The sequence below is a fragment of the Bacillus sp. FJAT-44742 genome (genome assembly GCF_002797315.1).
GTDB lineage: Bacteria > Bacillota > Bacilli > Bacillales > Marinococcaceae > Thalassorhabdus > Thalassorhabdus alkalitolerans.
The window spans coordinates 945,527-968,574 of sequence record NZ_KZ454936.1; the positions used below are offsets into that span (position 1 = coordinate 945,527).

Annotated in this window: 26 protein-coding genes and 1 pseudogene; 26 read left to right on the plus strand and 1 reads right to left on the minus strand. The window is 42.2% G+C overall.

All coding sequences use genetic code 11. From position 1 onward, the window contains the following. Positions 1–66 precede the first annotated feature (66 nt). Positions 67–1,086, plus strand: a complete 1,020-nt coding sequence (sleB, locus tag CEF17_RS04865) for a spore cortex-lytic enzyme (protein WP_232725418.1) — start codon at positions 67–69, stop codon at positions 1,084–1,086. 15 nt (positions 1,087–1,101) lie between these two features. Beyond that, entirely contained in the window at positions 1,102–2,457 is a 1,356-nt protein-coding gene (gene ypeB / locus CEF17_RS04870) for a germination protein YpeB (RefSeq protein WP_100398526.1), read from the plus strand. Positions 2,458–2,645: 188 nt separating this feature from the next. On the opposite strand, the pseudogene CEF17_RS20995 reads toward ypeB, so the two are convergent. After that, a pseudogene (locus CEF17_RS20995) lies at positions 2,646–2,791 on the minus strand (IS5/IS1182 family transposase); the annotation flags it as partial. A 553-nt stretch (positions 2,792–3,344) separates the two neighbouring features. Between CEF17_RS20995 and CEF17_RS04875 the strand changes: the two are divergent. The 24 genes from CEF17_RS04875 to CEF17_RS04985 all read left to right on the plus strand — a co-directional run bounded on the left by CEF17_RS04875 (position 3,345) and on the right by CEF17_RS04985 (position 22,992). Beyond that, positions 3,345–3,884, plus strand: a complete 540-nt coding sequence (locus tag CEF17_RS04875) for a flagellar brake protein (RefSeq protein ID WP_100398527.1) — start codon at positions 3,345–3,347, stop codon at positions 3,882–3,884. After that, positions 3,847–4,020 carry a PilZ domain-containing protein gene (locus CEF17_RS20565; protein WP_157842928.1) on the plus strand — a complete coding sequence of 58 codons (174 nt, stop codon included), beginning with the start codon at positions 3,847–3,849 and terminating at the stop codon, positions 4,018–4,020. Before CEF17_RS04875 ends, CEF17_RS20565 begins: the two co-directional genes overlap by 38 nt. Positions 4,021–4,131: 111 nt before the next feature. Further along, on the plus strand, positions 4,132–4,812 hold the full coding sequence (gene cmk, locus CEF17_RS04880; RefSeq protein WP_100398528.1) for a (d)CMP kinase: 681 nt from the start codon (positions 4,132–4,134) through the stop codon (positions 4,810–4,812). Then, a complete protein-coding gene (locus CEF17_RS04885) occupies positions 4,809–5,405 on the plus strand; it encodes a lysophospholipid acyltransferase family protein (protein ID WP_100398529.1) in 597 nt (198 codons plus the stop codon). The genes cmk and CEF17_RS04885 overlap by 4 nt, the downstream gene beginning before the upstream one ends. A 95-nt stretch (positions 5,406–5,500) precedes the next feature. Then, entirely contained in the window at positions 5,501–6,655 is a 1,155-nt protein-coding gene (rpsA, locus tag CEF17_RS04890; RefSeq protein ID WP_100398530.1) for a 30S ribosomal protein S1, read from the plus strand. 15 nt (positions 6,656–6,670) lie between these two features. Beyond that, a complete protein-coding gene (gene fni, locus CEF17_RS04895; RefSeq protein WP_100398531.1) occupies positions 6,671–7,720 on the plus strand; it encodes a type 2 isopentenyl-diphosphate Delta-isomerase in 1,050 nt (349 codons plus the stop codon). A 187-nt stretch (positions 7,721–7,907) separates the two neighbouring features. After that, positions 7,908–8,519, plus strand: coding sequence for a YphA family membrane protein (locus tag CEF17_RS04900; protein WP_100398532.1), 612 nt, complete (start codon positions 7,908–7,910; stop codon positions 8,517–8,519). A 186-nt stretch (positions 8,520–8,705) separates the two neighbouring features. Then, a complete protein-coding gene (gene der / locus CEF17_RS04905) occupies positions 8,706–10,019 on the plus strand; it encodes a ribosome biogenesis GTPase Der (RefSeq protein ID WP_100398533.1) in 1,314 nt (437 codons plus the stop codon). A 36-nt stretch (positions 10,020–10,055) separates the two neighbouring features. Next, complete coding sequence (gene plsY / locus CEF17_RS04910) at positions 10,056–10,700, plus strand: glycerol-3-phosphate 1-O-acyltransferase PlsY (RefSeq protein ID WP_100398534.1); 645 nt, start codon at positions 10,056–10,058, stop codon at positions 10,698–10,700. A gap of 48 nt (positions 10,701–10,748) precedes the next feature. After that, positions 10,749–11,834, plus strand: a complete 1,086-nt coding sequence (locus tag CEF17_RS04915; protein WP_100398535.1) for an NAD(P)H-dependent glycerol-3-phosphate dehydrogenase — start codon at positions 10,749–10,751, stop codon at positions 11,832–11,834. A 60-nt stretch (positions 11,835–11,894) separates the two neighbouring features. Continuing rightward, positions 11,895–12,152 (plus strand): stage VI sporulation protein F, encoded by a 258-nt coding sequence (locus CEF17_RS04920; RefSeq protein ID WP_100398536.1) that lies wholly within the window; start codon positions 11,895–11,897, stop codon positions 12,150–12,152. Positions 12,153–12,408: 256 nt separating this feature from the next. Next, entirely contained in the window at positions 12,409–12,621 is a 213-nt protein-coding gene (locus CEF17_RS04925) for a DUF2768 domain-containing protein (protein WP_100398537.1), read from the plus strand. Positions 12,622–12,678: 57 nt separating this feature from the next. After that, positions 12,679–13,398, plus strand: coding sequence for a hypothetical protein (locus tag CEF17_RS04930; RefSeq protein WP_100398538.1), 720 nt, complete (start codon positions 12,679–12,681; stop codon positions 13,396–13,398). 277 nt (positions 13,399–13,675) lie between these two features. Then, entirely contained in the window at positions 13,676–15,157 is a 1,482-nt protein-coding gene (gene spoIVA / locus CEF17_RS04935) for a stage IV sporulation protein A (RefSeq protein ID WP_100398539.1), read from the plus strand. Between the two features lie 157 nt (positions 15,158–15,314). Further along, on the plus strand, positions 15,315–15,881 hold the full coding sequence (gene folE, locus CEF17_RS04940; protein ID WP_100398540.1) for a GTP cyclohydrolase I FolE: 567 nt from the start codon (positions 15,315–15,317) through the stop codon (positions 15,879–15,881). 32 nt (positions 15,882–15,913) lie between these two features. Next, positions 15,914–16,132: a trp RNA-binding attenuation protein MtrB gene (mtrB, locus tag CEF17_RS04945; RefSeq protein ID WP_100398541.1), complete on the plus strand. Its 219-nt coding sequence runs from the start codon at positions 15,914–15,916 to the stop codon at positions 16,130–16,132. Between the two features lie 218 nt (positions 16,133–16,350). Further along, a complete protein-coding gene (locus tag CEF17_RS04950) occupies positions 16,351–17,166 on the plus strand; it encodes a heptaprenyl diphosphate synthase component 1 (RefSeq protein WP_157842929.1) in 816 nt (271 codons plus the stop codon). A gap of 2 nt (positions 17,167–17,168) precedes the next feature. Continuing rightward, a complete protein-coding gene (locus tag CEF17_RS04955) occupies positions 17,169–17,903 on the plus strand; it encodes a demethylmenaquinone methyltransferase (RefSeq protein ID WP_100398543.1) in 735 nt (244 codons plus the stop codon). Positions 17,904–17,912: 9 nt separating this feature from the next. Then, positions 17,913–18,773 (plus strand): UbiA-like polyprenyltransferase, encoded by an 861-nt coding sequence (locus CEF17_RS04960; RefSeq protein WP_100398544.1) that lies wholly within the window; start codon positions 17,913–17,915, stop codon positions 18,771–18,773. Continuing rightward, positions 18,770–19,378: a UbiX family flavin prenyltransferase gene (locus tag CEF17_RS04965; RefSeq protein WP_100398545.1), complete on the plus strand. Its 609-nt coding sequence runs from the start codon at positions 18,770–18,772 to the stop codon at positions 19,376–19,378. Before CEF17_RS04960 ends, CEF17_RS04965 begins: the two co-directional genes overlap by 4 nt. Continuing rightward, positions 19,375–20,238, plus strand: a complete 864-nt coding sequence (locus tag CEF17_RS04970; RefSeq protein WP_100398546.1) for a menaquinone biosynthetic enzyme MqnA/MqnD family protein — start codon at positions 19,375–19,377, stop codon at positions 20,236–20,238. The genes CEF17_RS04965 and CEF17_RS04970 overlap by 4 nt, the downstream gene beginning before the upstream one ends. Positions 20,239–20,249: 11 nt before the next feature. Continuing rightward, positions 20,250–21,221: a heptaprenyl diphosphate synthase component II gene (gene hepT, locus CEF17_RS04975; RefSeq protein WP_100398547.1), complete on the plus strand. Its 972-nt coding sequence runs from the start codon at positions 20,250–20,252 to the stop codon at positions 21,219–21,221. Between the two features lie 309 nt (positions 21,222–21,530). After that, positions 21,531–21,974 carry a nucleoside-diphosphate kinase gene (ndk, locus tag CEF17_RS04980; RefSeq protein WP_054635653.1) on the plus strand — a complete coding sequence of 148 codons (444 nt, stop codon included), beginning with the start codon at positions 21,531–21,533 and terminating at the stop codon, positions 21,972–21,974. 196 nt (positions 21,975–22,170) lie between these two features. After that, positions 22,171–22,992, plus strand: a complete 822-nt coding sequence (locus CEF17_RS04985) for a CheR family methyltransferase (RefSeq protein ID WP_100398548.1) — start codon at positions 22,171–22,173, stop codon at positions 22,990–22,992. Positions 22,993–23,048: the final 56 nt, after the last annotated feature.

Consider the following 23,048-nt stretch of genomic DNA (forward strand, 5'->3'; position numbering starts at 1 on the left):
ACAAAAACTAGCGTTAGGTAATGATGGAAACATTGGCAGTCATGAAAAAAGTAAGGAGGATCATTTATGAGGACAAACATGCTCTCTTGTTTAAAAAAAGGGATCATTGCATCTCTTTGCACTGCCATCCTGTGCGGATTATTTCCGCCTCAAGCTGCAGAAGCGTTTACAGACCAGGTGATACAACGTGGAGCCACTGGAGACGATGTAGTGGAACTTCAATCACGCCTGCAGTACATTGGTTTTTACGATGAAACCATCGATGGTGTATTTGGGTGGGGGACTTACTGGTCTGTGAAAAAGTATCAAGAAGAATTTGGAATGGAAGTGGATGGTTTAGTAGGTGAAGAAATGAAAGCCATGCTTGAACGCTCTACGAATTATGATGAAGAATTTGTTCAAAGAGCTCTTAGGGAAGGAAGACAATTTACACACTATGGTCAGACGCCAAAACATAAGCAAAAAGGACCAAAAGGAGCGCAAGACCAGCCGGAGGTAGCAAGAAGGGATCCAGGAGCAGCCCCGGAAACTCCAGCAGAGGAGCCAGCACCAGCTCCGGAAGCTCCAGCAGAGGAACCAGCACCAGCTCCACAGGAAGAGGCTCCAGCAGAAGAACCTGTACCAGAAGCAGCACCGGAAGAACCGGCAGTGCCTGCGCCTGAAGAAGAAGAGCCCGAGGAACAGACAAATGAAGCAAACATTCAAAAGGCCATGAATGTACCGGATGGCTATTCTGAAAATGATATTCAGATTATGTCAAACGCTGTATACGGGGAAGCAAGAGGAGAGCCGTATGTTGGCCAGGTTGCCGTGGCTGCAGTAATAATTAATAGAATCCACAGCCCGACGTTTCCAAACACAGCCTCTGGAGTGATTTTTGAACCGCGAGCTTTTACAGCGGTAGCTGACGGTCAGATCTGGCTTGAGCCTGATGATACAGCGAGACGTGCTGTACTGGATGCAATTAACGGCCAGGATCCATCAAGCGGAGCAGAATATTACTTTAATCCAGATACAGCAACTTCAGGATGGATCTGGACGAGACCGCAAATTAAAAAAATAGGAAAACATATTTTCTGTCATTAATGGAGGTGAAGAAACGTGATACGAAATATTATTATAGGGGCTCTCGCAATTGGCGTCATCGGATTAGGGTTTTGGGGATTTAATGAAAACCAGGAAAAAAGCCAGGTCCTAATGCAGACAGAAAACAACTATCAGCGTGCCTTTCATGATTTAGCCTATCACATAGATCAGCTGGAAGACGAAATTGGTTCTACGCTGGCGATGAATTCCAGAAAACATTTGTCGGGATCATTAGCAGAAGTCTGGAGAGTTACATCACTGGCTCAAAGCGAAATGGGTCAGCTTCCTCTTGGGATGATTCCAGTAAGCAAAACAGAGGAATTCCTTTATAATATAGGCGATTTCAGCTATGAAACCTCAATTAGAAATTTGGACGATGATCCTTTATCAGATGAAGAATATGAAGAATTGCAGAACTACTATGAACAAGCAAAAGAGATCAAACATGACTTAAGACAGATACAAGCTTCGGCTTTACGAGAAGGCTGGCATTGGACAGACGCAGAAAGTGAACTTCTCGCACAACAGGAGCCCATGAATAATTCTATCGTAAACGGCTTTACGATGATTGATGAGAAAGTAGAAGGTTTCTCGGAAACAAATTGGGGGCCTGAAAATGGGTTTGGAGGAGACTTTGAAAAGAGATTATCAGAAAGAATTGATGACAAGGAAGAAATAGATGAAGAAAAAGCAGTTGCGAGGGCGAAAGAATTTCTTGATGTACCAAACGAGGACAACATTGTCATCCAGGAATTAGGAGAAGGGTCTTTTTATGAAGGGTATGAGCTGGTCATTGAGGACCCTGAGCGTGAATCATCTGTGTACATGGAAATGACAAAAAAAGGCGGCCTCCCTTTATTCTTACTTGAATCAAGGACTGTAGGAGAGCCTCAAATCAGCTTAAACGCAGCCTCAGAAAGAGCAGAACATTTCCTTCAAAGGAATCATTTTGACAACATGCAGCTCATTGACAGCAGTCAGTATGAATCAGTTGGGGTGTTTCAATTTGCGCCAGTTCAAGACAACGTCCGTTTATATCCTGATATCGTAACAGTTGATGTCGCATTAGACACTGGGGATGTGATTGGATATGAGGGAGTTGACTACTTTGCTAATCATAAGGAAAGGCAAGACCTCACCCCTGAATTGGAAGAAGATGAAGCTGAAGAAGCATTAAATCCTAACCTTGAAGTAAGAGAAGCACATGTGGCCGTTATTGAAAACGAAGAGGAAAAAGAAGTTCTTTGTTATGAGTTCTATGGCACCCTCGGACAAGACACGTTCCGAATCTTTATTAACGCCAAGAGCGGTGAAGAAGAGCAGATAGATAAAATGGCAGAAGCCGAGCCGGTTTATAACACAGATTACTAAAAGATAAGCAAGCCACTGAGGCTGGGACAAAACCCAGCTAATAAGAAGGGTTTTCACCATTGGTGAGACCCTTTTCTTGTCTCCAATATTATAGTAGCTGCTAGTTCAAAAATACACGCGCATGTTGTACTTGTGCCTTCAGGTAAAAGCTCCCGGTTGTAGCGATGAATATGACTAATTCATATGATGGTGATACTCACTTTGATTTCCTTTTCTTTCAGCTTCTTCTTTTAGGGACTTCTTTCTGTGTGATCGTGATCCTCTTTAATCGCTTCATCAAGCTCCTGGACGATTGCACTGTTTCTTTTATGAATTTACGTTTATTTGCTTGAGAAACTCTTATCACCAGCCATTTTTAAATGATTAACCGGGTTATTCAGATGAATATAACCTAAAAAGATAACTGCTACAAAAACAGTCTACACTCTTCATTCGCTACAGACGGCCGCTTTCCGCGGGCAACGCTTCAGCTTCCTCGGGAACATCGCCCTGCGTGATCTTCAGCTGTTGCTTTTCCCGCAGGAGTCGCCGCCTTTCGCTTCTCTAAATCGTAGTGAAATCATATAGAAGTTTCATTTACATTTTTTTATCTGGGATGAACGGCATGTTTCGTCCAATTTACGCTAGTTTCAACCGTCATAATCTGTTTGAGGGACAAATGTGTTTCAAGACATCTTTGACAAAGTGGTTCTTATTGCCGCAGAAAATGAAATGGTAAGGGGAAGAGTACTCTTTACATACTTCACTCCCAATGCCAAACAGCTGTGAAGAAGCCTGTATTCAGGCTTCTTCTTTTTTATGAATCATGCCATAATAAAAGACAAAGAAGAAATGGTTGGGAAACAATTCAGAATATATTCATTCAAAATGGAAAGAGGATACTGGGCATGATAGAAATAGGAGACAGAATATTTCTGGAGCGTAAAGAAATAAGCAGCGGTGAATTAAGCCGTTTTCGGTGCCGGTTAGTGGGGAAGAGGGAAGGGGTATTGATTATTGATTTCCCGATAAATGAGCAGACTCAAAAAAGTGCCTTTTTTATTGAAGGTACTGTATTTCACGCATGGATCATTGGCGCTGATTCCGCCGTGTACTCTTTCGTGACAGAAATACAGGCAAGAAATAAGGATAAGATTCCAGTACTATTGTTAAAGGATCCTGGAGAAAAAGGGATGAAACGAATTCAAAGACGGAACTATGTGAGAGTCGATGCCTGTGCAAACCTGGCTCTTCATTCTGTGAATGAGGAAGCTTCTCCCATCATAATTTTCACTACTAATATTAGCGGCGGGGGAGCTGCTGCTGTGCTTCCATGGAACACAAAAGTAGACATAGGAAGCATATGGCAGGTGTACGTAGTTCTTTTACAGGAACACAGAGGAAACAGAATTGATCCGTGCAAAAGCAAAAGTCGTAAATGTCTATAAAAAAAGAGCCGAAGTGAAAGAACAGGCTGCCCTGCAGTTTATTGAAATTGGCGGTAAAGACCGAGAGAAGATTGTGCGTTTTTGTTTTGAACAGCAAATCGCTCAGCGCGGGAAGGTGGGAAAAGCGTTACGTTAGATTTGTATAGGCCTTTGTGTTATGATAACGTGTAAATATAAATGTACACAAAGGGTCATAACAGTGATAATGACTAATTTACATTTTCTACATAGCAACTATACGGGGTGAATCATGAAACTGATCAACATTGCCATTGATGGCCCGGCAGGAGCAGGAAAAAGCACGGTAGCCAAAAAGGTTGCCTCAGCTCTTTCCTATCTCTATATTGACACAGGCGCCATGTATAGAGCGATAACATGGAAAGCCTTACAGGAAAAGGCGGATTTGAACAACGGTGAGCAGCTGGGTCAGCTGCTTGAAAACACAAAAATTCGGCTTGTTCCTGATGAGAAGGGGACAGAAGTTTTTGTGGATGACGAGGAGGTTTCTGCTGCTATTCGTCAAAATGAGGTGACCCGCAATGTATCCATTGTTGCAGCTCACGAGAAGGTGAGAGAGCAAATGGTGGAGGCCCAGAGGGAGCTGGCTTCCAGAAAGGGGGCCGTCCTTGACGGGAGAGATATTGGCACCGCCGTGCTTCCGGACGCAGAGGTTAAAGTTTTTTTAACTGCTTCTGTCGAGGAAAGAGCCAAGCGCAGATACGAGGAAGAAATTCACAAAGGAATGGATTCCAAGCTAGATGCAGTGATTGAAGAAATCAGAAGACGGGACCAGCTGGATTCTACGCGTCTGATCTCTCCCCTTATCAAAGCAGAGGATGCAGAAGAAATTGACACGACGCAATTGTCTATTGAGAAAGTAGTTCAGCAGATTTGCCGGCTCGTCGAAGAAAGGGTTCGTGCTACATGATTCTTTATCGAATTGGAAAATCACTTTTTACAATATTCTTTTCCGTGGTTTACAGACCTAAAGTAATCGGGAAAAGTAATATACCAAAAGAGGGTCCTGTGGTTATTTGTTCAAACCACATCAGCAACTTCGACCCTCCTTTAATAGGAACATCTATTAAGCGCCAGATTAATTTTATGGCCAAGAGTGAGCTTTTTGATGTGAAAGTCCTTGGCCCCGCCCTTGATAAAATCGGCGTATTTCCTGTAAAACGGGGGGCGGGGGATAGGCAGGCTCTTAAATTGGGCATTAAATATTTAAAAGAAAACCGTGTCCTTTGCTTGTTTCCAGAAGGAACTAGAAGCAAGACTGGTGAATTAGGTAAAGGGCTGGCTGGTGCAGGCTTTTTTGCTCTCCGCAGTGATGCTGCAGTTATCCCGGCTGTAATCATTGGACCTTATAAGCCGTTTCGCCGTGTGAAAGTTGTTTTCGGAGAGCCACTTGACATCCAAGATTTACGAGAGAACAAAGGAAGTGCTGAACAGGCCACTGAAAGGATAATGGCCAGGATTCAGAGTCTATTGGATGAACACAATGAAGGAACATCCAAATAAATAAGGATAAGTAAATTCTTTTACTGCTAGTAAAAGAGTTTATATATTTTAATTTAGTTCTATTCCCTAAAGGGCAGTGAAGGAGGCTTTTGTCAATGGTTGAAGAAATGAACAATGAAGGAAACGGTATGGCCGAATTTTCAGTAGGCAGTACTGTAACAGGAAAAGTAACGAAAGTAGAGGAAAAGCAGGCTTTCGTAGATGTAGGTTATAAAGTAGATGGAATTGTGCCAATCAGCGAACTTTCCAGCCTGCATGTAGAAAAAGTAAGTGACATCCTTAATGAAGGTGACGAAGTAGAGTTGAAAGTTACCAAAATGGAGGATGATGAGCTTGTCTTATCACGCCGCGGGGCGCAAGCCGACAAGGCGTGGGACGAATTGCAGGGGAAATTTGAGTCAGGTGAGATTATTGAAGCTGATGTTGCTGAAGTAGTAAAGGGCGGATTAGTAGTGGATTTAGGAGTCCGCGGCTTCATTCCAGCTTCTTTGGTTGAACGTCATTTTGTTGAAGACTTCTCTGATTACAAAGGGAAAACACTACGTCTCAAGGTAGTGGAAATCGATCCGAGTGAAAACAAGCTTATCCTATCACAGCGTGCTGTGTTAGATGATGAAGCAGCCAGTAAAAAACAGCAGGTGCTAGAAGACCTGAAAATTGGCGACACTGTAGAAGGAACGGTTCAACGATTGACAGACTTTGGTGCTTTTGTGGACATTGGCGGAGTTGACGGTCTTGTTCACATTTCACAAATGGCCCATCACCGTGTGGAATCCCCGGGAGAGATTGTGAAAGAAGGCGACAAAATTAATGTAAAAGTCCTTGCCGTTGATGCGGAAAGCGAACGAGTTTCTCTTTCCATCAAAGAAACTCTTCCTGGGCCTTGGACAACGATTGAAGGTCAAATTGAGCCTGGAGATGTAATTGAAGGACAGGTTAAACGCCTGGTTTCCTTCGGCGCATTTGTAGAAGTAGCACCTGGCGTGGAAGGTCTTGTCCACATTTCCCAGATTGCCAACCGTCATATTGGAACACCTGGCGAAGTCCTTGAAGAAGGCCAGTCAGTAAAAGCAAAAGTCCTTGATATTAACCCGTCAGAACAGCGGATTTCTTTAAGCATACGAGAGCTTGAAGAGAAAGCAACTCCAGAGAAAAAGGTTCAGCAGGAATATGAAGCTCCTGAAGAAGATCATTCCGGTTTTTCTCTTGGAGATATGATTGGGGATCAGTTAAAAAAATATAAAAAATAAGGAGGCTTAGAAAAGGTGACAAGAGCGAAACGTAAAGCAGACCACATCACGCACGCCTTATCCACCGGTTTTTCCGGTGGTAACGGTTTACATGACCTCCGTTTCGTTCATAATAGTTTACCCGAAACCTCCCTTATGGAAGTAGATATTTCTACAGCAATCGGCGAACTTACATTAAGTTCGCCGATTATTATTAACGCCATGACCGGGGGCGGAGGAAAGGAAACGGAAACGATAAACCGCAAGCTGGCACAAGCTGCCGCTGCCACAAATACAGCTATGGCAGTAGGGTCGCAAATGGCAGCTTTAAAAGATAATGCGGAGGAGAATACATATACGATTGTAAGAAAGGAAAACCCAAATGGCTGTATTTTCGCTAATCTTGGAAGTGAGGCGACGGTAGATCAGGCAAAGGCTGCCGTAGACATGCTGGAAGCAGACGCCCTGCAGATCCACTTAAATGTGATTCAGGAGCTCGTAATGCCAGAAGGGGACAGAGATTTTAAAGGAACCGTCTCTCGTATTTCTTCTATTTCTGAAAGGATAGGAGTACCTGTAATTGTTAAAGAAGTGGGATTTGGGATAGCAAAGGAAGCGGCCAAAGAACTTGCGGATGCAGGTGTTTCCATTATAGATGCAGGCGGCCAGGGAGGAACTAATTTTTCGACCATTGAAAACAAACGAAGAGAGATACCACTGGATTTCTTTGACAGCTGGGGGATTTCAACGGCGGCATCTATTGCAGAGATTGCTCAATGCAAAGAAAAAGTGAGCATCATTGGTTCAGGGGGCATAAAGGATGGAGCAGATATTGCTAAAGTCATCGCACTCGGAGCTTCAGCAGCAGGCCTTGCTGGCAGTATGCTGAAAGTATTGAAAGAATCAGGTACCGAGGGGGTCATATCATATATCGAGACTGCTAAGAGTCAATTACAAGCGGTTATGACTGCGTTAGGTACTCCGGACATTGACAGACTGCAAAAAGCTCCTCTGGTGATCAGCGGGGAAACCGCTCACTGGCTAAGTGAAAGAGGGATTGCTACGGAAATCTACAGCCGCAGGTAGAGGAGGGGAAAAACCTTTCTCACTAAGAGGCTCTTGCTTTCCTAATTGTTATGAGAAGAGGCGCGCTCAAAATCATCATTTTTGAGAATACCTCTTCTTTTTTATTGATTATTGTCCTTGTCTCTTATATAAGCGAGGTTAGGATTGTAGCTTTCTGTCTATACTGGGCAATAAAAAGGAGTTTAGAATGGTTGGACTCTGGTTTTATTTGATAGGCTGGTTTTTGTGGATATGTCTTACTTTTTTTCATAAAGAAACAAATGAACGATTATGGTGGTCTTCTGTTACCCTCCTTGGTATTATAGCCTCTTCGTTTCATGTACAATGGGGGAACATAAATATAAATCTAGCATTTATTTTGTTGTTTACAGCAGGCTTTCTTTATGCCGGCAGGTGTAAAGGCTTTTCACTTTTCAGGGTGGCTGGAAACAGTTTGGCCTTACTTTTTTTATATGCAACCCTTCGATTTATCGAATGGTATGATCCTGTTTTTTTCCTTTGGCATCTGACATTTGTACCCGCTGGTATTATGGCGTTTTCTATTATATTACTGCTCCAAAGGCAAAAGGAAAGGGTTGCAGCATCCTTTCTTATATTTTTTCCAGGAGAGGTGGTCGCCTCTATGGTCTTATCATCTTTAACGGAAGGAATGTTTATTGCGCCTCCTATTTTTTTTGATAAATGGGCAGCGGCTGTTTTTATTATTTATTTATGGGGCTGCTTAGAAGAAGGGCTATACCAGGTGTCTAAAAGGCAGTCTTTTCCTTCAAAGAACTTGTCGAAGAGAATATCACTCTGATAGAATAAGAAAGCTGATGTTCCCTTCTTCCAGAGAAAAGAAGGGTTTTCTTCTGTGGAGAATACAGGTATAGTGTATGCAGATGTTGCGTGGAAGAAAATGAGAAGCTAACACAAAGCACTTCTGAAAGCGGATAAACAGCAACAAGAATATGGAATAAGAAGTGGAAAGAAAGGTTGGGAAAACATGGCCAAGCCGGTAGTAGCCATTGTAGGACGCCCTAATGTTGGGAAGTCGACTATTTTTAATCGTGTAGTAGGTGAAAGAATTGCCATCGTAGAAGACGTTCCAGGAGTAACAAGGGATCGCATCTACAGTAAAGCTGAATGGCTAAATAAGGAATTTAATTTAATTGATACAGGTGGTATTGAGATTGGGGACGAGCCGTTGTTAACTCAAATGAGAGAGCAGGCTCAAATCGCAATAGATGAAGCTGACGTTATCGTTTTTATGGTAAACGGAAGAGAAGGAGTCACAGGGGCTGATGAAGAAGTAGCCAATCTCCTTTTCCGTACGAAAAAACCTGTCATTATTGGTGTAAATAAGATTGATAACCCTGACATGATGGATAAAATTTATGAATTTTATTCTCTTGGCATCGGAGAGCCTATAGCTATTTCAGGCTCACATGGCCTTGGTCTTGGTGACCTGCTCGATGAGGTGGTCAATCAATTTCCTGAGGAAGAAGAAGACGAGTATGAGGAAGATACAATCAGAGTGTCTGTCATTGGACGTCCAAATGTAGGTAAATCCTCTCTTGTAAACGCAGTATTGGGAGAAGAGCGTGTTATTGTCAGCAATATTGCTGGTACGACAAGAGATGCCGTCGATACACCGTTTGAAAAAGACGACCAAAAGTATGTACTCATTGATACAGCAGGGATGAGAAAACGAGGGAAAGTATATGAAAGCACAGAAAAGTATAGTGTGCTCCGTGCTTTAAGGGCTATCGAACGTTCTGATGTGGTTTTAATAGTGATCGATGGGGAACAGGGGATCATTGAGCAAGACAAAAAGATTGCAGGCTATGCCCATGAAGCAGGGAGGGCAGTCATTATGGTCGTAAATAAATGGGACGCCGTAGAAAAAGATGACAAAACAATGGCTTTGTTTACTGAAAATATACGAGAGCAATTCTTATTTCTTTCCTATGCCCCAATCCTCTTTTTGTCAGCAAAAACGAAGCAGCGCCTTCAGCACTTGCTTCCTTTAGTGAACAATGTAGCGGACAATCATAACCAGCGAATTCCGACTCACGTATTAAATGATGTGATTATGGATGCTGTGGCAATGAACCCAACACCAACAGATCATGGGAAAAGGCTAAGAATCAATTATGTCACACAAGTAACAGTAGCGCCTCCTACGTTTGTTCTTTTTGTGAATGATCCTGAACTTCTTCATTTTTCGTATAAGAGGTTTTTAGAAAACCGGCTTAGAGAGGCATTTCACTTTGAAGGAACCCCGCTGCGAATTATTGCAAGGAAAAAGAATGAATAACTAGAGATAAAGTGTTCCTAGGGGGAGGAAAATAGTATGGAAACGATTGTATCAGTCCTTTTGGCATACCTTATCGGCTCCATCAGCTTTAGCTACGTCATAGCAAAGAGAATTAAAAAGATTGATATCCGCCAGCATGGAAGCGGGAATGCCGGTGCTACCAATACACTTAGGGTACTTGGTACAGGCCCTGCGGTCCTGGTGCTGGCGTTAGATATTTTTAAAGGGGTTGCTGCTGTAGTTATTGCTCGTTACCTGGAGGCTGCCGAGGTGCTGCCAGCTTTCACCGTAATTGGAGAGATGGAGGGAGTGGCTCCTGCCCTTGCAGGCCTGGCTGCTATCCTTGGTCATAATTGGCCGATTTATTACGGCTTTAAAGGAGGAAAAGGAGTAGCCACCACTATAGGGGTGGTGGCCAGCCTTGTTTTCTTTCCTGCTGTATATGTAGGTGTGATCGCTATATTGTCTATTATTATTACACGTTACGTTTCATTGGGTTCTCTTATTTTTGCTGCCCTGACTCCCCTTGCGGTCTTTTTGACGCTGGAGCATTATGATCATCCTATGCCTTATTTTTATTTTACAATAGTTGTTGGTCTTCTTTCTATTTGGCGTCATCGTACTAATTTAGAACGGCTTGCAAAGGGCACCGAAAGTAAAATTGGCGCAAAAACAAAATAGTAACGATACATATAGGGTATAGAGGTGTGAGGGAAAGGAGTGAGGGATGTGAAAGAAAAAGTAGCAGTGATCGGAGCAGGGAGCTGGGGAACAGCCCTTGCTATGGTCCTTGCTGATAATGGACATGACGTCAGGCTTTGGGCTCGGCGCAAAGAGCAGGTAGAGGAAATGAATAAGGAACATACCAATACTAGGTATCTTCCCGGCCGGGTGCTTCCTGAAAATATAAAAGGATATCATGATTTGAAGGAAGCAGTTTCTGGGGTGTCCTTTGTGCTGCTTGTCGTCCCGACAAAAGCAATCAGGGAAACTCTTCAGCATATGAAGCCCTATCTTAATTCTGAACCTGTGCTTATCCATGCAAGTAAAGGAATTGAGCCAGACTCATTAAAAAGAATTTCCGAAATGATTGAAGATGAAGTGGAGGATAACCTGATCGGCTCTACCGTCGTCTTGTCAGGACCGAGTCATGCGGAAGAAGTATGTGAGAGGCAGCCTACAAGCGTGACGGTTTCATCTTTGGACGCACAAAGCGCTAAACAGGCTCAGGACCTCTTTATGAACAAGCATTTTCGTGTTTATACAAACCTTGACCTGATTGGGGTAGAGTTGGGTGGAGCCTTGAAAAACATTATTGCATTAGGTGTCGGTTTGACTGACGGCCTGGAATATGGGGATAATGCCAAGGCAGCTTTAATGACACGAGGCCTGGCTGAAATTGCACGACTTGGTATTAAACTGGGAGCCAATCCGATGACTTTCGCGGGACTGTCAGGGCTCGGGGACTTAATTGTTACCTGTACAAGCACTCACAGCCGAAACTGGCGGGCTGGTAATATGCTTGGAAAAGGTATGGATCTAAACCAGGTACTCAAAGAAATGGGAATGGTTGTCGAAGGAGTGCGAACGACTCAAGCTGCTTACCAGCTTGCCGAGAGAGAAAGTGTAGAAATGCCAATAACAGAAGCACTATATGACGTTTTATTTAATGATCGCCTTCCTGAAGAAGCCGTTGAAAGGCTGATGGGCCGTGTGAAAAAACACGAAGTCGAAAACCTTTCTTTTCTTCTGGGACCGGATTTTCAAGGCGGTTATTCAGAAAAAACTTCTCCTCCGAGAAGCGAAGACATCTAGCACAGTTTCCTCCCTTTTGCATAAGATACCTTGAGCCAGAAACGAAAGGGAGGCATAAATGTGAGTGGTAAGGATGGCTTTTTTGATAATGTAGAACGAAAAACAAATGTTAAACAGGAAGATTTATTTAAGCTGGCCCAGTCAGTGGAAGGGGCTAACTTTCAAGATGAATCAACGGTTCGAAGGCTGATTAATGATGTTGCTCGTTTGGCAGGAGTAAAGGTCTCCAAACAAAAGGAAGATGAACTTGTAAAAGCTATTGTAAACAATAACATCCCTATGGACTTTGCCTCTTTAAGTCAGCTATTTAGAAAATAACCCTTTCTGGAAAATATATATTTTAAAAAAATGGGCCGGTGTGAAGGAACAAATAAATGCTAAGCATATACTAAAATGAATCGGAAACTATGGAGCAGACTGCTTATAGAAAGAATTTAGTCGCAAAGAGCTGGAGAGGCCCCGTTCTCCAGTTCTTTTTTTGAAGAGGAATAGAAATACATAAAATTGTCATGAAAATCCTGGCGTGCAGACAAGCCTGTGTTATAATATGTACGGTGAAAAAGGAGGGTGAGCTATGAGCGCTTTAGATAATATGTGGTTTTCTTTTGTAGGATTATTTTTAATGTTTGTATCCGTAGCTTTTGCATTATTAGCAAGAGAAAAGCTATCAGGTATTTTTCGATTTATCGTATTATCTTTTTCCTTTGTTTGTTTAATGATTGCTGGTTTGATTGTATTTCTTGTTGTTTTTCGCGGCCCACTGGCTGATGCGGCTACCTTGCTGTAAGTCAGACCTCTCTAGACCTGGGAGTATAGTGCAATTGACGTAAAGAGGTGTAGCACCATGAGAAAAGGAAAGCTTATAAGTATTTTAATTTTAGTATCTTTGGTTTTGAACGGCTGCATGTATCCACAGGAAAAGCGTGCTGAAAACCAAGTGCCTTACGACAACCAAATCCAGTCTGTCCAGACTGCAGTAGATCAATATCAGCAGGACCACGGTGTGCTGCCTATTCAGACACGAGATGGAAACATACAAGAATATCAAAGATATGTGATAGACTTTAGAAGGTTAATGCCTCGTTATATTCAAGAACCTCCAGGTAATTCTTTTGAAAATGGAGGTACTTTTCAATACGTACTGATGAATGTCGAGGAAGATCCTGAAGTGAAAGTGCTTCAGCTTTCACTTATGCGTGAAATCCAGGAGTTCCAGCGTTTTGTCAATCAGTATATTAATAAGAACGGTTTTGCGCCAGTAGATGAGACAGTCGCTCCAGGATTGTTCACGATCGATTTGGACCGGTTAAATTACCATAGAGATGCAAGAGTGCAAAGTCCTTATTTCGACACTTATCTCCCTCTTTTAATGGATAGAAGCGGCCAGATCTATATAGATTATTCAATTGATTTGAATATGGCTCTCCGTGAATTTGACCACAGTTATGAAGAAGGAGAAGACATCAGGCAGCTTTTGGCTGAAGAATTTCCTGTTGTCCCGGCATTCTCTGTCCCTTATACGATAGAAGATGATGAACCAGTTTTCATGACAGAAGAGATATAACAGTTCTAAACCTCTTTCTCCCTTATATAATGGGTTGAAAGAGGTTTTTTTGTGCAACAACGGGTGTGCCGGGAGCAGGTTCGACTAACCAAGAGGAGACAGGCAAACCGTTGGCAGACATTTTCTCCTCTTCCGGCAGGAGCCAAGTAAGACGAAGCTTTCCTTATCTTTACTTTCATATTTTCAGTCATATCGTGTGGACAACATCATAGAATGTAACGTCTGCCATAATAATTTCGTTAAAAAGGAAATATTATCTTGAACGGGAGGGGATCTCGTGGAAAAAGTTGATATCTTTAAAGATATCGCCGAACGAACCGGCGGCGACATTTACCTAGGGGTGGTTGGGGCAGTTCGGACTGGGAAGTCCACATTCATCAAGAAATTTATGGAGTTAGTGGTGCTTCCAAATATGGAAAGTGAGGCCGATAAGGCAAGGGCACAGGATGAGCTTCCGCAAAGTGCGGCGGGCAAAACAATTATGACCACAGAACCGAAGTTTGTGCCTAATCAAGCTGTTTCCCTGGAAGTTGATGAAGGACTTAAGGTTAATATCCGTCTTGTGGATTGCGTTGGGTATGCTGTCCCTGGAGCGAAGGGCTATGAGGATGAAAATGGTCCTCGTATGATAAATACTCCTTGGTATGAGGAACCTATTCCCTTTCAAGAAGCCGCAGAAATAGGGACGAGAAAAGTAATTCAAGAGCATTCAACCCTTGGCGTTGTGGTGACTTCAGATGGCACAATTGGTGAAATCCCTCGAGCCGACTATCTGGAATCTGAAACAAGGGTAATAGAAGAATTAAAGGAAGTTGGAAAACCGTTTATCATGATTGTCAACACCGTCAGGCCCCAGCATCCTGAAACAGAAGATCTGCGGAGACAGTTAGCCGAGGAGCACGATATCCCTGTCCTGGCTTTAAGTATTGAAAGTATGGGTGAGCATGACATTCATAATGTTCTGCGCGAAGTATTGTTTGAGTTTCCGGTGCATGAAGTCAATGTAAACCTTCCGAGCTGGGTAATGGTGCTAAGAGAAGATCATTGGCTCAGAAATGAATATGAGGAATCTGTAAGAAACACTGTAAAAGACATTAAAAGGCTTCGGGATGTAGACAGGGTAGTAGACCAGTTTGCGACTGAATTTGAATTTATTGAAAATGCTAGTCTGGCAGGCATTGAAATGGGGCAGGGAGTAGCTGAAATTGATTTGTACGCGCCCGATGATTTATATGATCAAATATTAAAAGAAGTTGTAGGAGTAGAGATTAGAGGAAAAGATCACCTTCTTCAGCTTATGCAGGACTTTGCTTATGCAAAAAGTGAATATGATCAAGTAGCTGATGCTTTAAAGATGGTAAAGCAGACTGGATACGGAATAGCAGCGCCAGCATTGACTGATATGAGTCTGGATGAACCGGAGATTATCAGGCAGGGTGCAAGATTTGGAGTAAGGCTGAAAGCAGTGGCTCCTTCCATACACATGATTAAAGTTGATGTCGAGTCTGAATTTGCCCCGATCATCGGAACAGAAAAGCAGAGCGAAGAACTTGTCCGCTATCTAATGCAAGACTTTGAGGAAAATCCATTATCTATATGGAATTCAGATATATTTGGACGTTCCCTTAATTCCATTGTAAGAGAAGGAATCCAGGCAAAGCTTTCATTGATGCCGGAAAATGCAAGGTACAAACTTAAAGAAACGTTAGAAAGGATTATCAATGAAGGGTCCGGCGGGCTCATTGCGATCATTTTATAGCTGAAAAATGCAGCGGCAGAAAAAAGTGGAAAGCCTCCTTCAGGAGGTTTTTTTGCTTTTGCCTTACAAGGAGCAGATAGCTGACTTTCTTTGCTTTTAAGAGGTCCCTGTGCTAAACTTTTTCAAGATAATACATTATTTTATGGAGGGCTAACGAGTGAGCACCTTTGATCAAGAGAAAATTGAACAAGCCGTTCGGATGATTTTGGAAGGCATAGGAGACGATCCGGACAGAGAAGGCGTAATAGATACTCCTAAGCGTGTAGCAAAAATGTATCAGGAAATCTTTTCCGGAATAACCGAAGATCCATCAGAGCACTTGCGCACTGTTTTTGGAGAAGACCATGAGGAACTTGTTCTTGTGAAGGATATTCCTTTTTATTCAATGTGTGAGCATCATTTAGTTCCTTTTTATGGGAAAGCTCATGTCGGGTACATACCAAAAGGCGGGAAAGTTACCGGGTTAAGCAAACTGGCAAGAACCGTAGAAACAGTAACAAAACGACCTCAGCTTCAAGAGAGGATAACATCAACCGTTGCAAACAGTATTGTCGAAATGCTGGGACCTCATGGAGTGATAGTGGTAGTGGAAGCAGAGCACATGTGTATGACGATGAGAGGTGTAAAGAAGCCTGGATCTATGACGATCACTTCTGCTGTAAGAGGAGTTTTTGAAAAAGATGAAGCTTCGCGAGCAGAAGTCCTTTCTTTAATAAACCGCTGAGTACGGAAACGTGAAGAGGAGGAACCAGTGCTATGGATGGGAAGGATGACTTTTTTGTCATAAAAGCAAAAGAAGACGGTGTGAACGTGATTGGCCTGACACGAGGAACGGATACACGTTTTCATCATTCTGAAAAACTGGACAAAGGCGAAGTAATGATCGCCCAATTTACTGAACATACTTCAGCTGTCAAAATTCGTGGCAAAGCAGTAATCCAAACGAGTCACGGGGAGATGGATACAGATTCATAACTTATGTGCTTTCACTGCATCTGCTGTGAAAGCACTCTTTTTGCCCTTTTGAAAGGGTTTGCCTAGAATACTTATGGAAAAACAAGATGTTTAAGGGTTTTTCTTTTTTATGCTATAATATAAAGACATGAATGCTTTTATTGTCACATTACATAGAATTTCTGTCGAAACGTAAGACAGTCATTTATGAACAGAATAGAGTATGGGGGACGTCACTAATGAACAGTCAACATATTCTGGCATCTAAGATTGCTGAGATCAAAGAAAGCTTTTACGAGCTTATTGATCACTCATATTTGGCCCGATATGTAAAGGATCCGACCGTAGACGAAGATAAGATCCTTTTCTTTTATACGATAACCGATCATTTACCAAAGAAAAAACAAAAAGAACAAATTCTCGCTGCCCTTTTAGTCGAGGCGGCGTTTGAAGTGCATGAATCCATATCATTACAAAATTTAGATTGTGACCAAAAGAAAAAGTCCAGGCAATTAACTGTGCTGGCAGGAGATTTCTTCAGCAGTCTTTATTACCATACTCTTACCAAAGGAAAACATTTTTCCGTATTAAATGTGTTTACGGCCTCCATACAACAAATGAATGAACACAAAATGACCCTCCATCAATCAGAGGTCCTAAGTGAAGAGGCGCTGGTGGAAGGAATAACAGGAGCCGAAACCGGGTTAATCAGAAATATGGCTGAATTTTATGGGAAAGAATGGATAGGTGCCGTGGCTGAAATCTTCTTTGTTTATAAACGTATTTCTGAAGAAGTAAACAAAGACTCTTCTGTTGTGGTGTCCGCTGTGGCGAACGCCATTAACCGTTATGTTACCGGGGGAGCGGAAAGCCAGCCGAAGAATTGGCCAAGTACAGAAACAAAACGCTGGGCAGCTGAGAAGAATGAGCAATTTCAAGGCGAGCTTAAGTCTTTTCTTTCCAGTCATCCGCTTCCAGCTCCAATGGTGAACCGGATTCAGGAAGTAATTTCAAAAGACAGCTATTATCAGGATAATGCAGTGGAAGAAGGGTAAAGATGGCAAAAACTAAAGAAGAAAGAGTGCATCAAGTATTTGAGTCAATACATGATAAATACGATATGATGAATTCTGTAATCAGTTTTCAGCGCCATAAAGCCTGGCGCAAGGATACCATGAAAAAAATGAAAGTTTTCGAAGGAGCAAAAGCTCTTGATATATGCTGCGGGACGGGAGACTGGACCTTGGCGTTAGCAAAAGAAGCAGGCGAGTCGGGGGAAGTCACTGGATTGGATTTCAGTGCGAATATGCTTCAGGTAGGTCAAAAGAAAGTAGATGCTTCAAAGTATGGCAATATAACTCTGATGCAGGGAAATGCTATGAACCTTCCATTTGAAGATGATTCCTTTGACTTTGTTACCATTGGTTTTGGCCTTAGGAACGTGCCGGACTATGATACAGTACTACAGGAAATGCATCGGGTCCTGAAACCAGGTGGACAAGCAGTCTGTCTGGAAACCTCCCAGCCTGAAAAGTCGGGATTTAAACAGGTATACAACCTATACTTTAAGTATGTAATGCCGGCATTTGGCAAAGTCCTTGCCAAAAGCTATGATGAATATTCCTGGCTGCAGGAATCTACAATGAACTTTCCAGATAAAAATAAACTTACAGGAATGTTTTTCCGTGCAGGCTTTGACCGCGTAGACGTTCAATCGTATTCCGGAGGAGTGGCTGCGACGCATTTTGCTGTTAAGAAAGGATCAGCTGTCCTAGAGGATGAATTGGGGTAAATTACTGTTATGCGAAAAATAAAGATAATACTTGAAATGATAAAATTTGAACACACTATTTTTGCTTTACCTTTTGCTTTTTTAGGAGCAGTACTTGGAAGCTTTGTTGTAGAAGGAACATGGCCAACGTGGTGGGAGTGGCTTTGGATCACCCTTGCAATGGTAGGGGCAAGAAGTGCTGCCATGAGTCTAAATAGAGTCATTGATGCCAAAATTGATAAGGACAATCCCCGGACAGCAGGGCGGGCTATACCAGCAGGGTTGATATCAAAGGTGGAGACCTTAGCCTTTATTCTCTTTTCCTTTGCTCTTTTGTTCGTTTCTGCCTTTCAGTTAAATATGCTGGCTGTTTATTTACTGCCATTGGCTGTTTTCTTTCTTGTTTTTTATTCGTACACGAAACGTTTTACCTGGCTCTGCCATGTATTTCTCGGTCTTACGATTGGAATAGCCCCACTGGGCGGCTGGGTTGGTGCGACAGGAACTTTGCAGCTTGAAGCCTATCTGTTGTTTTTTGCTGTTGCTTTCTGGACAGCAGGCTTTGACGTTATCTATGCGACGCAGGATGCTGACTATGACCGGGGAGCAGGGCTTCATTCGATTCCCAGCAGGTTTGGCATCCGAAAAGCATTAATGTTTGCAAAGGCCTTTCACATACTCAGCTTTTCACTTCTATTATGGCTGTTTGCCGCCTCAACATTAGGCTGGGTATTTTTAGTGGGAGTCCTTATTGCAGGCGCCATTATGGTTTACGAACATTCTCTGGTATCAGCAGACGATTTATCAAAAGTGAATGTGGCTTTTTTTACGATGAACGGAGTGATAAGCATAGTAATGCTTGTTTTCACGATAGGAGATTTATTAATATGAAGACCCCTCAAAAGATTTACACAGTAGCAATCACAGGTGCAAGCGGGGCGATTTATGGTGTGCGGTTAACAAAGGAGCTGCTTAAAAACCACTGTAAGGTACACCTTCTTATTTCAGAAGCCGGCTGGCAGGTGTTTCGAGAAGAGCTGAGGCTTGATACATCAAATAGGAGTGCCTGCCTTGAACAATTATTTGGAGAAGGGAATCTGGAGCACCTGCACACCCACAGTCTTCGTGATTTTACAGCTCCTATAGCCAGCGGTTCGTACAAAAACGACGGAATGATTATTATTCCTTGTTCCATGGGAACGTTATCCAAAATTGCTAATGGAAACTCAGGGAATCTTTTAGAAAGAACGGCAGATGTCATGCTAAAAGAAGGAAGACGCTTGACCATTGTGCCAAGAGAAACGCCTTTGCATCAAATCCATTTAGAAAACATGACTGCTCTCTCAAAAGCAGGAGCCCATATTATTCCGGCGATGCCAGGCTTTTATCACCTTCCTGCATCACTTGATGATCTTGTTAACTTTGTAGTAGGGAAAGTGCTTGATAATTTAGGAGTTGAACATACCTTATTTACACGATGGGGGGAACAGCAGTGAAGCTTGCAATCGGGGAAATTTCTTATACAAACATATTGCCCCTTTATTATTTTTTAAAGCGTGAGGAGTTAGAGGAAAAAGGGTGCTCCTTTGTTCCCCAGATTCCGGCTCAACTGAATAAATCTATGAAGGAAGGAAGCGTTCATGTGGGGGGGATTTCTTCCTTTGCCTACGGACAGAATCCTGAGCTCTATGACCTTCTTCCCGATCTTTCTGTCTCTGCTAAAGGGAATGTCGGTTCTATTTTCTTATTTTCCAAAAAGCCTATAACTGAGCTTTCACACAGTGACATTGCGTTAACGAACAGCAGCGCCACATCAGTCCATTTATTAAAAGTGATCCTTAAAGAGTTTTACAAACATGAAAATATTACGTACAATTTGATGGAGCCAAATGGAGCTGAGATGCTCAGAGAACATGACGCATGTCTTCTTATTGGTGATGATGCCATCTTTAAGAGCTGGGAAAAGTCTTCAGGGCTGTATGTTTATGATATCGGGGGACTCTGGTATGAAAATACAGGACTTCCTATGACGTTTGCAGTGATTGCAGTGAGAAAAGATATTGCAAGAAAAGAAAATCAGCTGCTTGAAGAACTCTATAAGAACCTCCAACGAAGTAAACAGCTGTCTATTCAGACCAATTTCCAGACCATGATTCAAGAAATTATTCATAAGCATGGCGGACGAAAAGAGTTTTGGGATCATTATTTCAGTGGATTAGTTTATGATTTTTCAGAAAAGGAAAAAGAAGGCCTACTCTATTACTATCATTTAGTGTACAAACACAGATTTATTGAACAGCCTGTAAAACAGCTGTCCATGTGGAAGAAAGGTTTAGAGAGCCAAACCATTATTTGAAGGTGAACGCAATGAAGTTGGCAGATTTATATAATTATTTAAGACCAGAGATTCAGAAAATTGAAGAGGAGCTGGAGCGCTCCGTTTTAACCACTCATCCTGTACTGGAAGATGCGTCCCTTCATTTGCTTAAAGCCGGCGGGAAAAGAATTCGTCCTGTTGTGGTGTTACTTGCAGGGAATTACGGTACGTATGATATTGAACGGATAAAGCACATTGCTGTCTCTCTTGAATTAATTCATATGGCTTCCCTTGTTCATGACGACGTCATTGACGATGCCGAGCTTCGAAGAGGGCAAAAGACCATCAAGGCGCAGTGGGATAACAGGGTAGCAATGTATTCAGGAGATTATTTGTTTGCTAAAGCGATAGAAAAAGCTACATTTTTTGAAAAACCGGAAATCCATAAGGTTATATCTAATACGATGATTGAAATGTGTATTGGGGAAGTAGAGCAAATCAGGGATCAATATAACTGGGATCAAAATCTTCGTACATATTTACGACGTATTAGACGCAAAACAGCCATACTCATTGCCGTTAGCTGTGAACTAGGAGCGATGGCGTCAGATGCGAGTAAGGCTGACCAGCGACGACTTCATGCTTACGGATACAACCTGGGGATGTCCTATCAAATTATTGATGATGTTCTGGATTTTGTGGGAACAGAAAAAGAATTGGGCAAGCCGGCGGGGAGTGATCTCCTTCAGGGCAATATTACTTTACCGGTGTTGTATGCTATGGATAAGGATTCTTCTATGCGAGAGAAATTAAGAGAAATCTTTGCGAATGAAGATCCTGAAGAGGGACTAATGAGGGAAGTTCTGCAGGAAATCCGGGAATCCGGGGGTATGGAGTTTTCCAAAGATATGAGCCAGCGCTATCTAAAAAAAGCCTTTGAAGCACTTGAAGGGCTGCCGGATATATCCGCCACAGAATCACTTCAAAGCATTGCAAAATATATTGGGAAAAGAGATCATTAAGGGAAGCTCTGTCTTTTTTATATAGGCAGAGCTTTGTTTGGGTAGGCTCTTTCCCATAAGAGGAGCCTAAGGCGAATATTCATTTTTAGGTCACTTGATTGTAGAGAAAAAGTGTAAGACGCCTTCTGGCCGCAGGGCCCCTAGGAAGACATGAGACAATGATCTGCCAGTATGAAAAAAAGAAAACGATTCCAATAGATTGAAAAAAAAGAACGTTACTAATATTGCTGCAGCAAGGAACTTTTGGTACAATTATGAAGGTTGAAACGAGTTAAGTATTTATACATATGATAAAGAGAGGGATTTTTTATGGAACAAACATTTGTAATGGTAAAGCCTGACGGCGTACAAAGAAATGTAGTAGGGGAAATTGTCAGCCGCTTTGAAAAGAAAGGGTACACGTTAGCAGGTGCTAAATTAATGACAATCTCCAATGAATTAGCTGAAAAGCATTACGGAGAGCATAAAGATAAGCCGTTTTTTGGTGAGTTGGTTGATTTTATTACTTCTGGTCCAGTGTTTGCAATGGTATGGGAGGGCGAAAATGTAATCGCTTCCGCTCGTCAGATGATGGGAGCTACCAATCCTAGTGATGCAGCACCTGGCACGATCCGCGGTGACTTTGCCGTTCAAGTAGGAATGAATATCATTCATGGATCTGATTCAAGTGAGAGCGCAGAAAGAGAAATAGGGTTATTTTTTGAGAAAAGTGAACTTCAATCTTATACAAAAACGATTGGTACTTGGGTATAAGAAATAAGAAACCGGCAGATGCCGGTTTTTTGTATTTTCAAGACTTCTTATTAATACAGGCTGTGATACTTTTGGAAGAACGTTGTTAAGGGTGGAACAAGAGGGCTTTTGAAAATGCTGGCAGGTTCATTCTTTTTGTGGTACAAAGAGACTATTACATTTACATATTTATTGACAGCAGAGGGGACATAAGAAGATGGGGGAAGAGAAAATTACAGGGGGCCTTCTCGATGAAAAGCAGGATTATGAACGTTTTAAATTCGAGATTTTGAAAAAAACAGGTATAGACTTGAATTTGTATAAAGAAGCTCAGATGAAAAGAAGGCTTACAGCATTTTATGAAAAACAAGGGTTTTCCAATTTTTCAGCCTTTTATCAGCATGGCTTAACAAAACAAGCTGAGCTGTTAGATGATTTTCTTGAAAGAATTACGATTAACGTGTCTGAATTTTATAGAAACCCAGGACGTTGGCAGGTTTTATCAGAAAAAATACTGCCTCGTTTATTATCGGAAACAAAGAGCCTTAATGCCTGGTCTGCCGCTTGTTCGCAAGGGGAAGAGCCTTATACGCTGGCCATGATTATGGAGTCTCACTTTCCCGACTGTCTCTACAACATTTTAGCCACAGATATCGATCAATCTGTAATTAAAAGGGCAGAAGCAGGCTTTTACAGTGAACGTTCATTAAAAAATGTTCCTCCGCTGGCCAAAAATGAATTTTTTCAAAAAGAGTCTTCAGGCTACAGGGTCGCTCCAGACATTAAGAGAAATGTCAGTTTTACTACACAAAACCTGTTGTCCGAGCCTTTTAGCAAAGGCTTGAACCTGGTGATATGCAGAAATGTACTGATATATTTTACCGAAGAAGCAAAAGAAATTCTTTACAAGAAATTTAACCGAGCGTTAACGATCGGGGGAGTTCTTTTTGTAGGAAGCACTGAGCAGATTTTTAATCCTGAACAATATGGTTTTGAAGCAGAGGATACATTTTTTTATAAAAAAATAAAAAATATATAGGCGTGAGAGAGGTCAGACTGTCCCCTTTCATCCTTAAAACTGGCAGGAAGATTCAA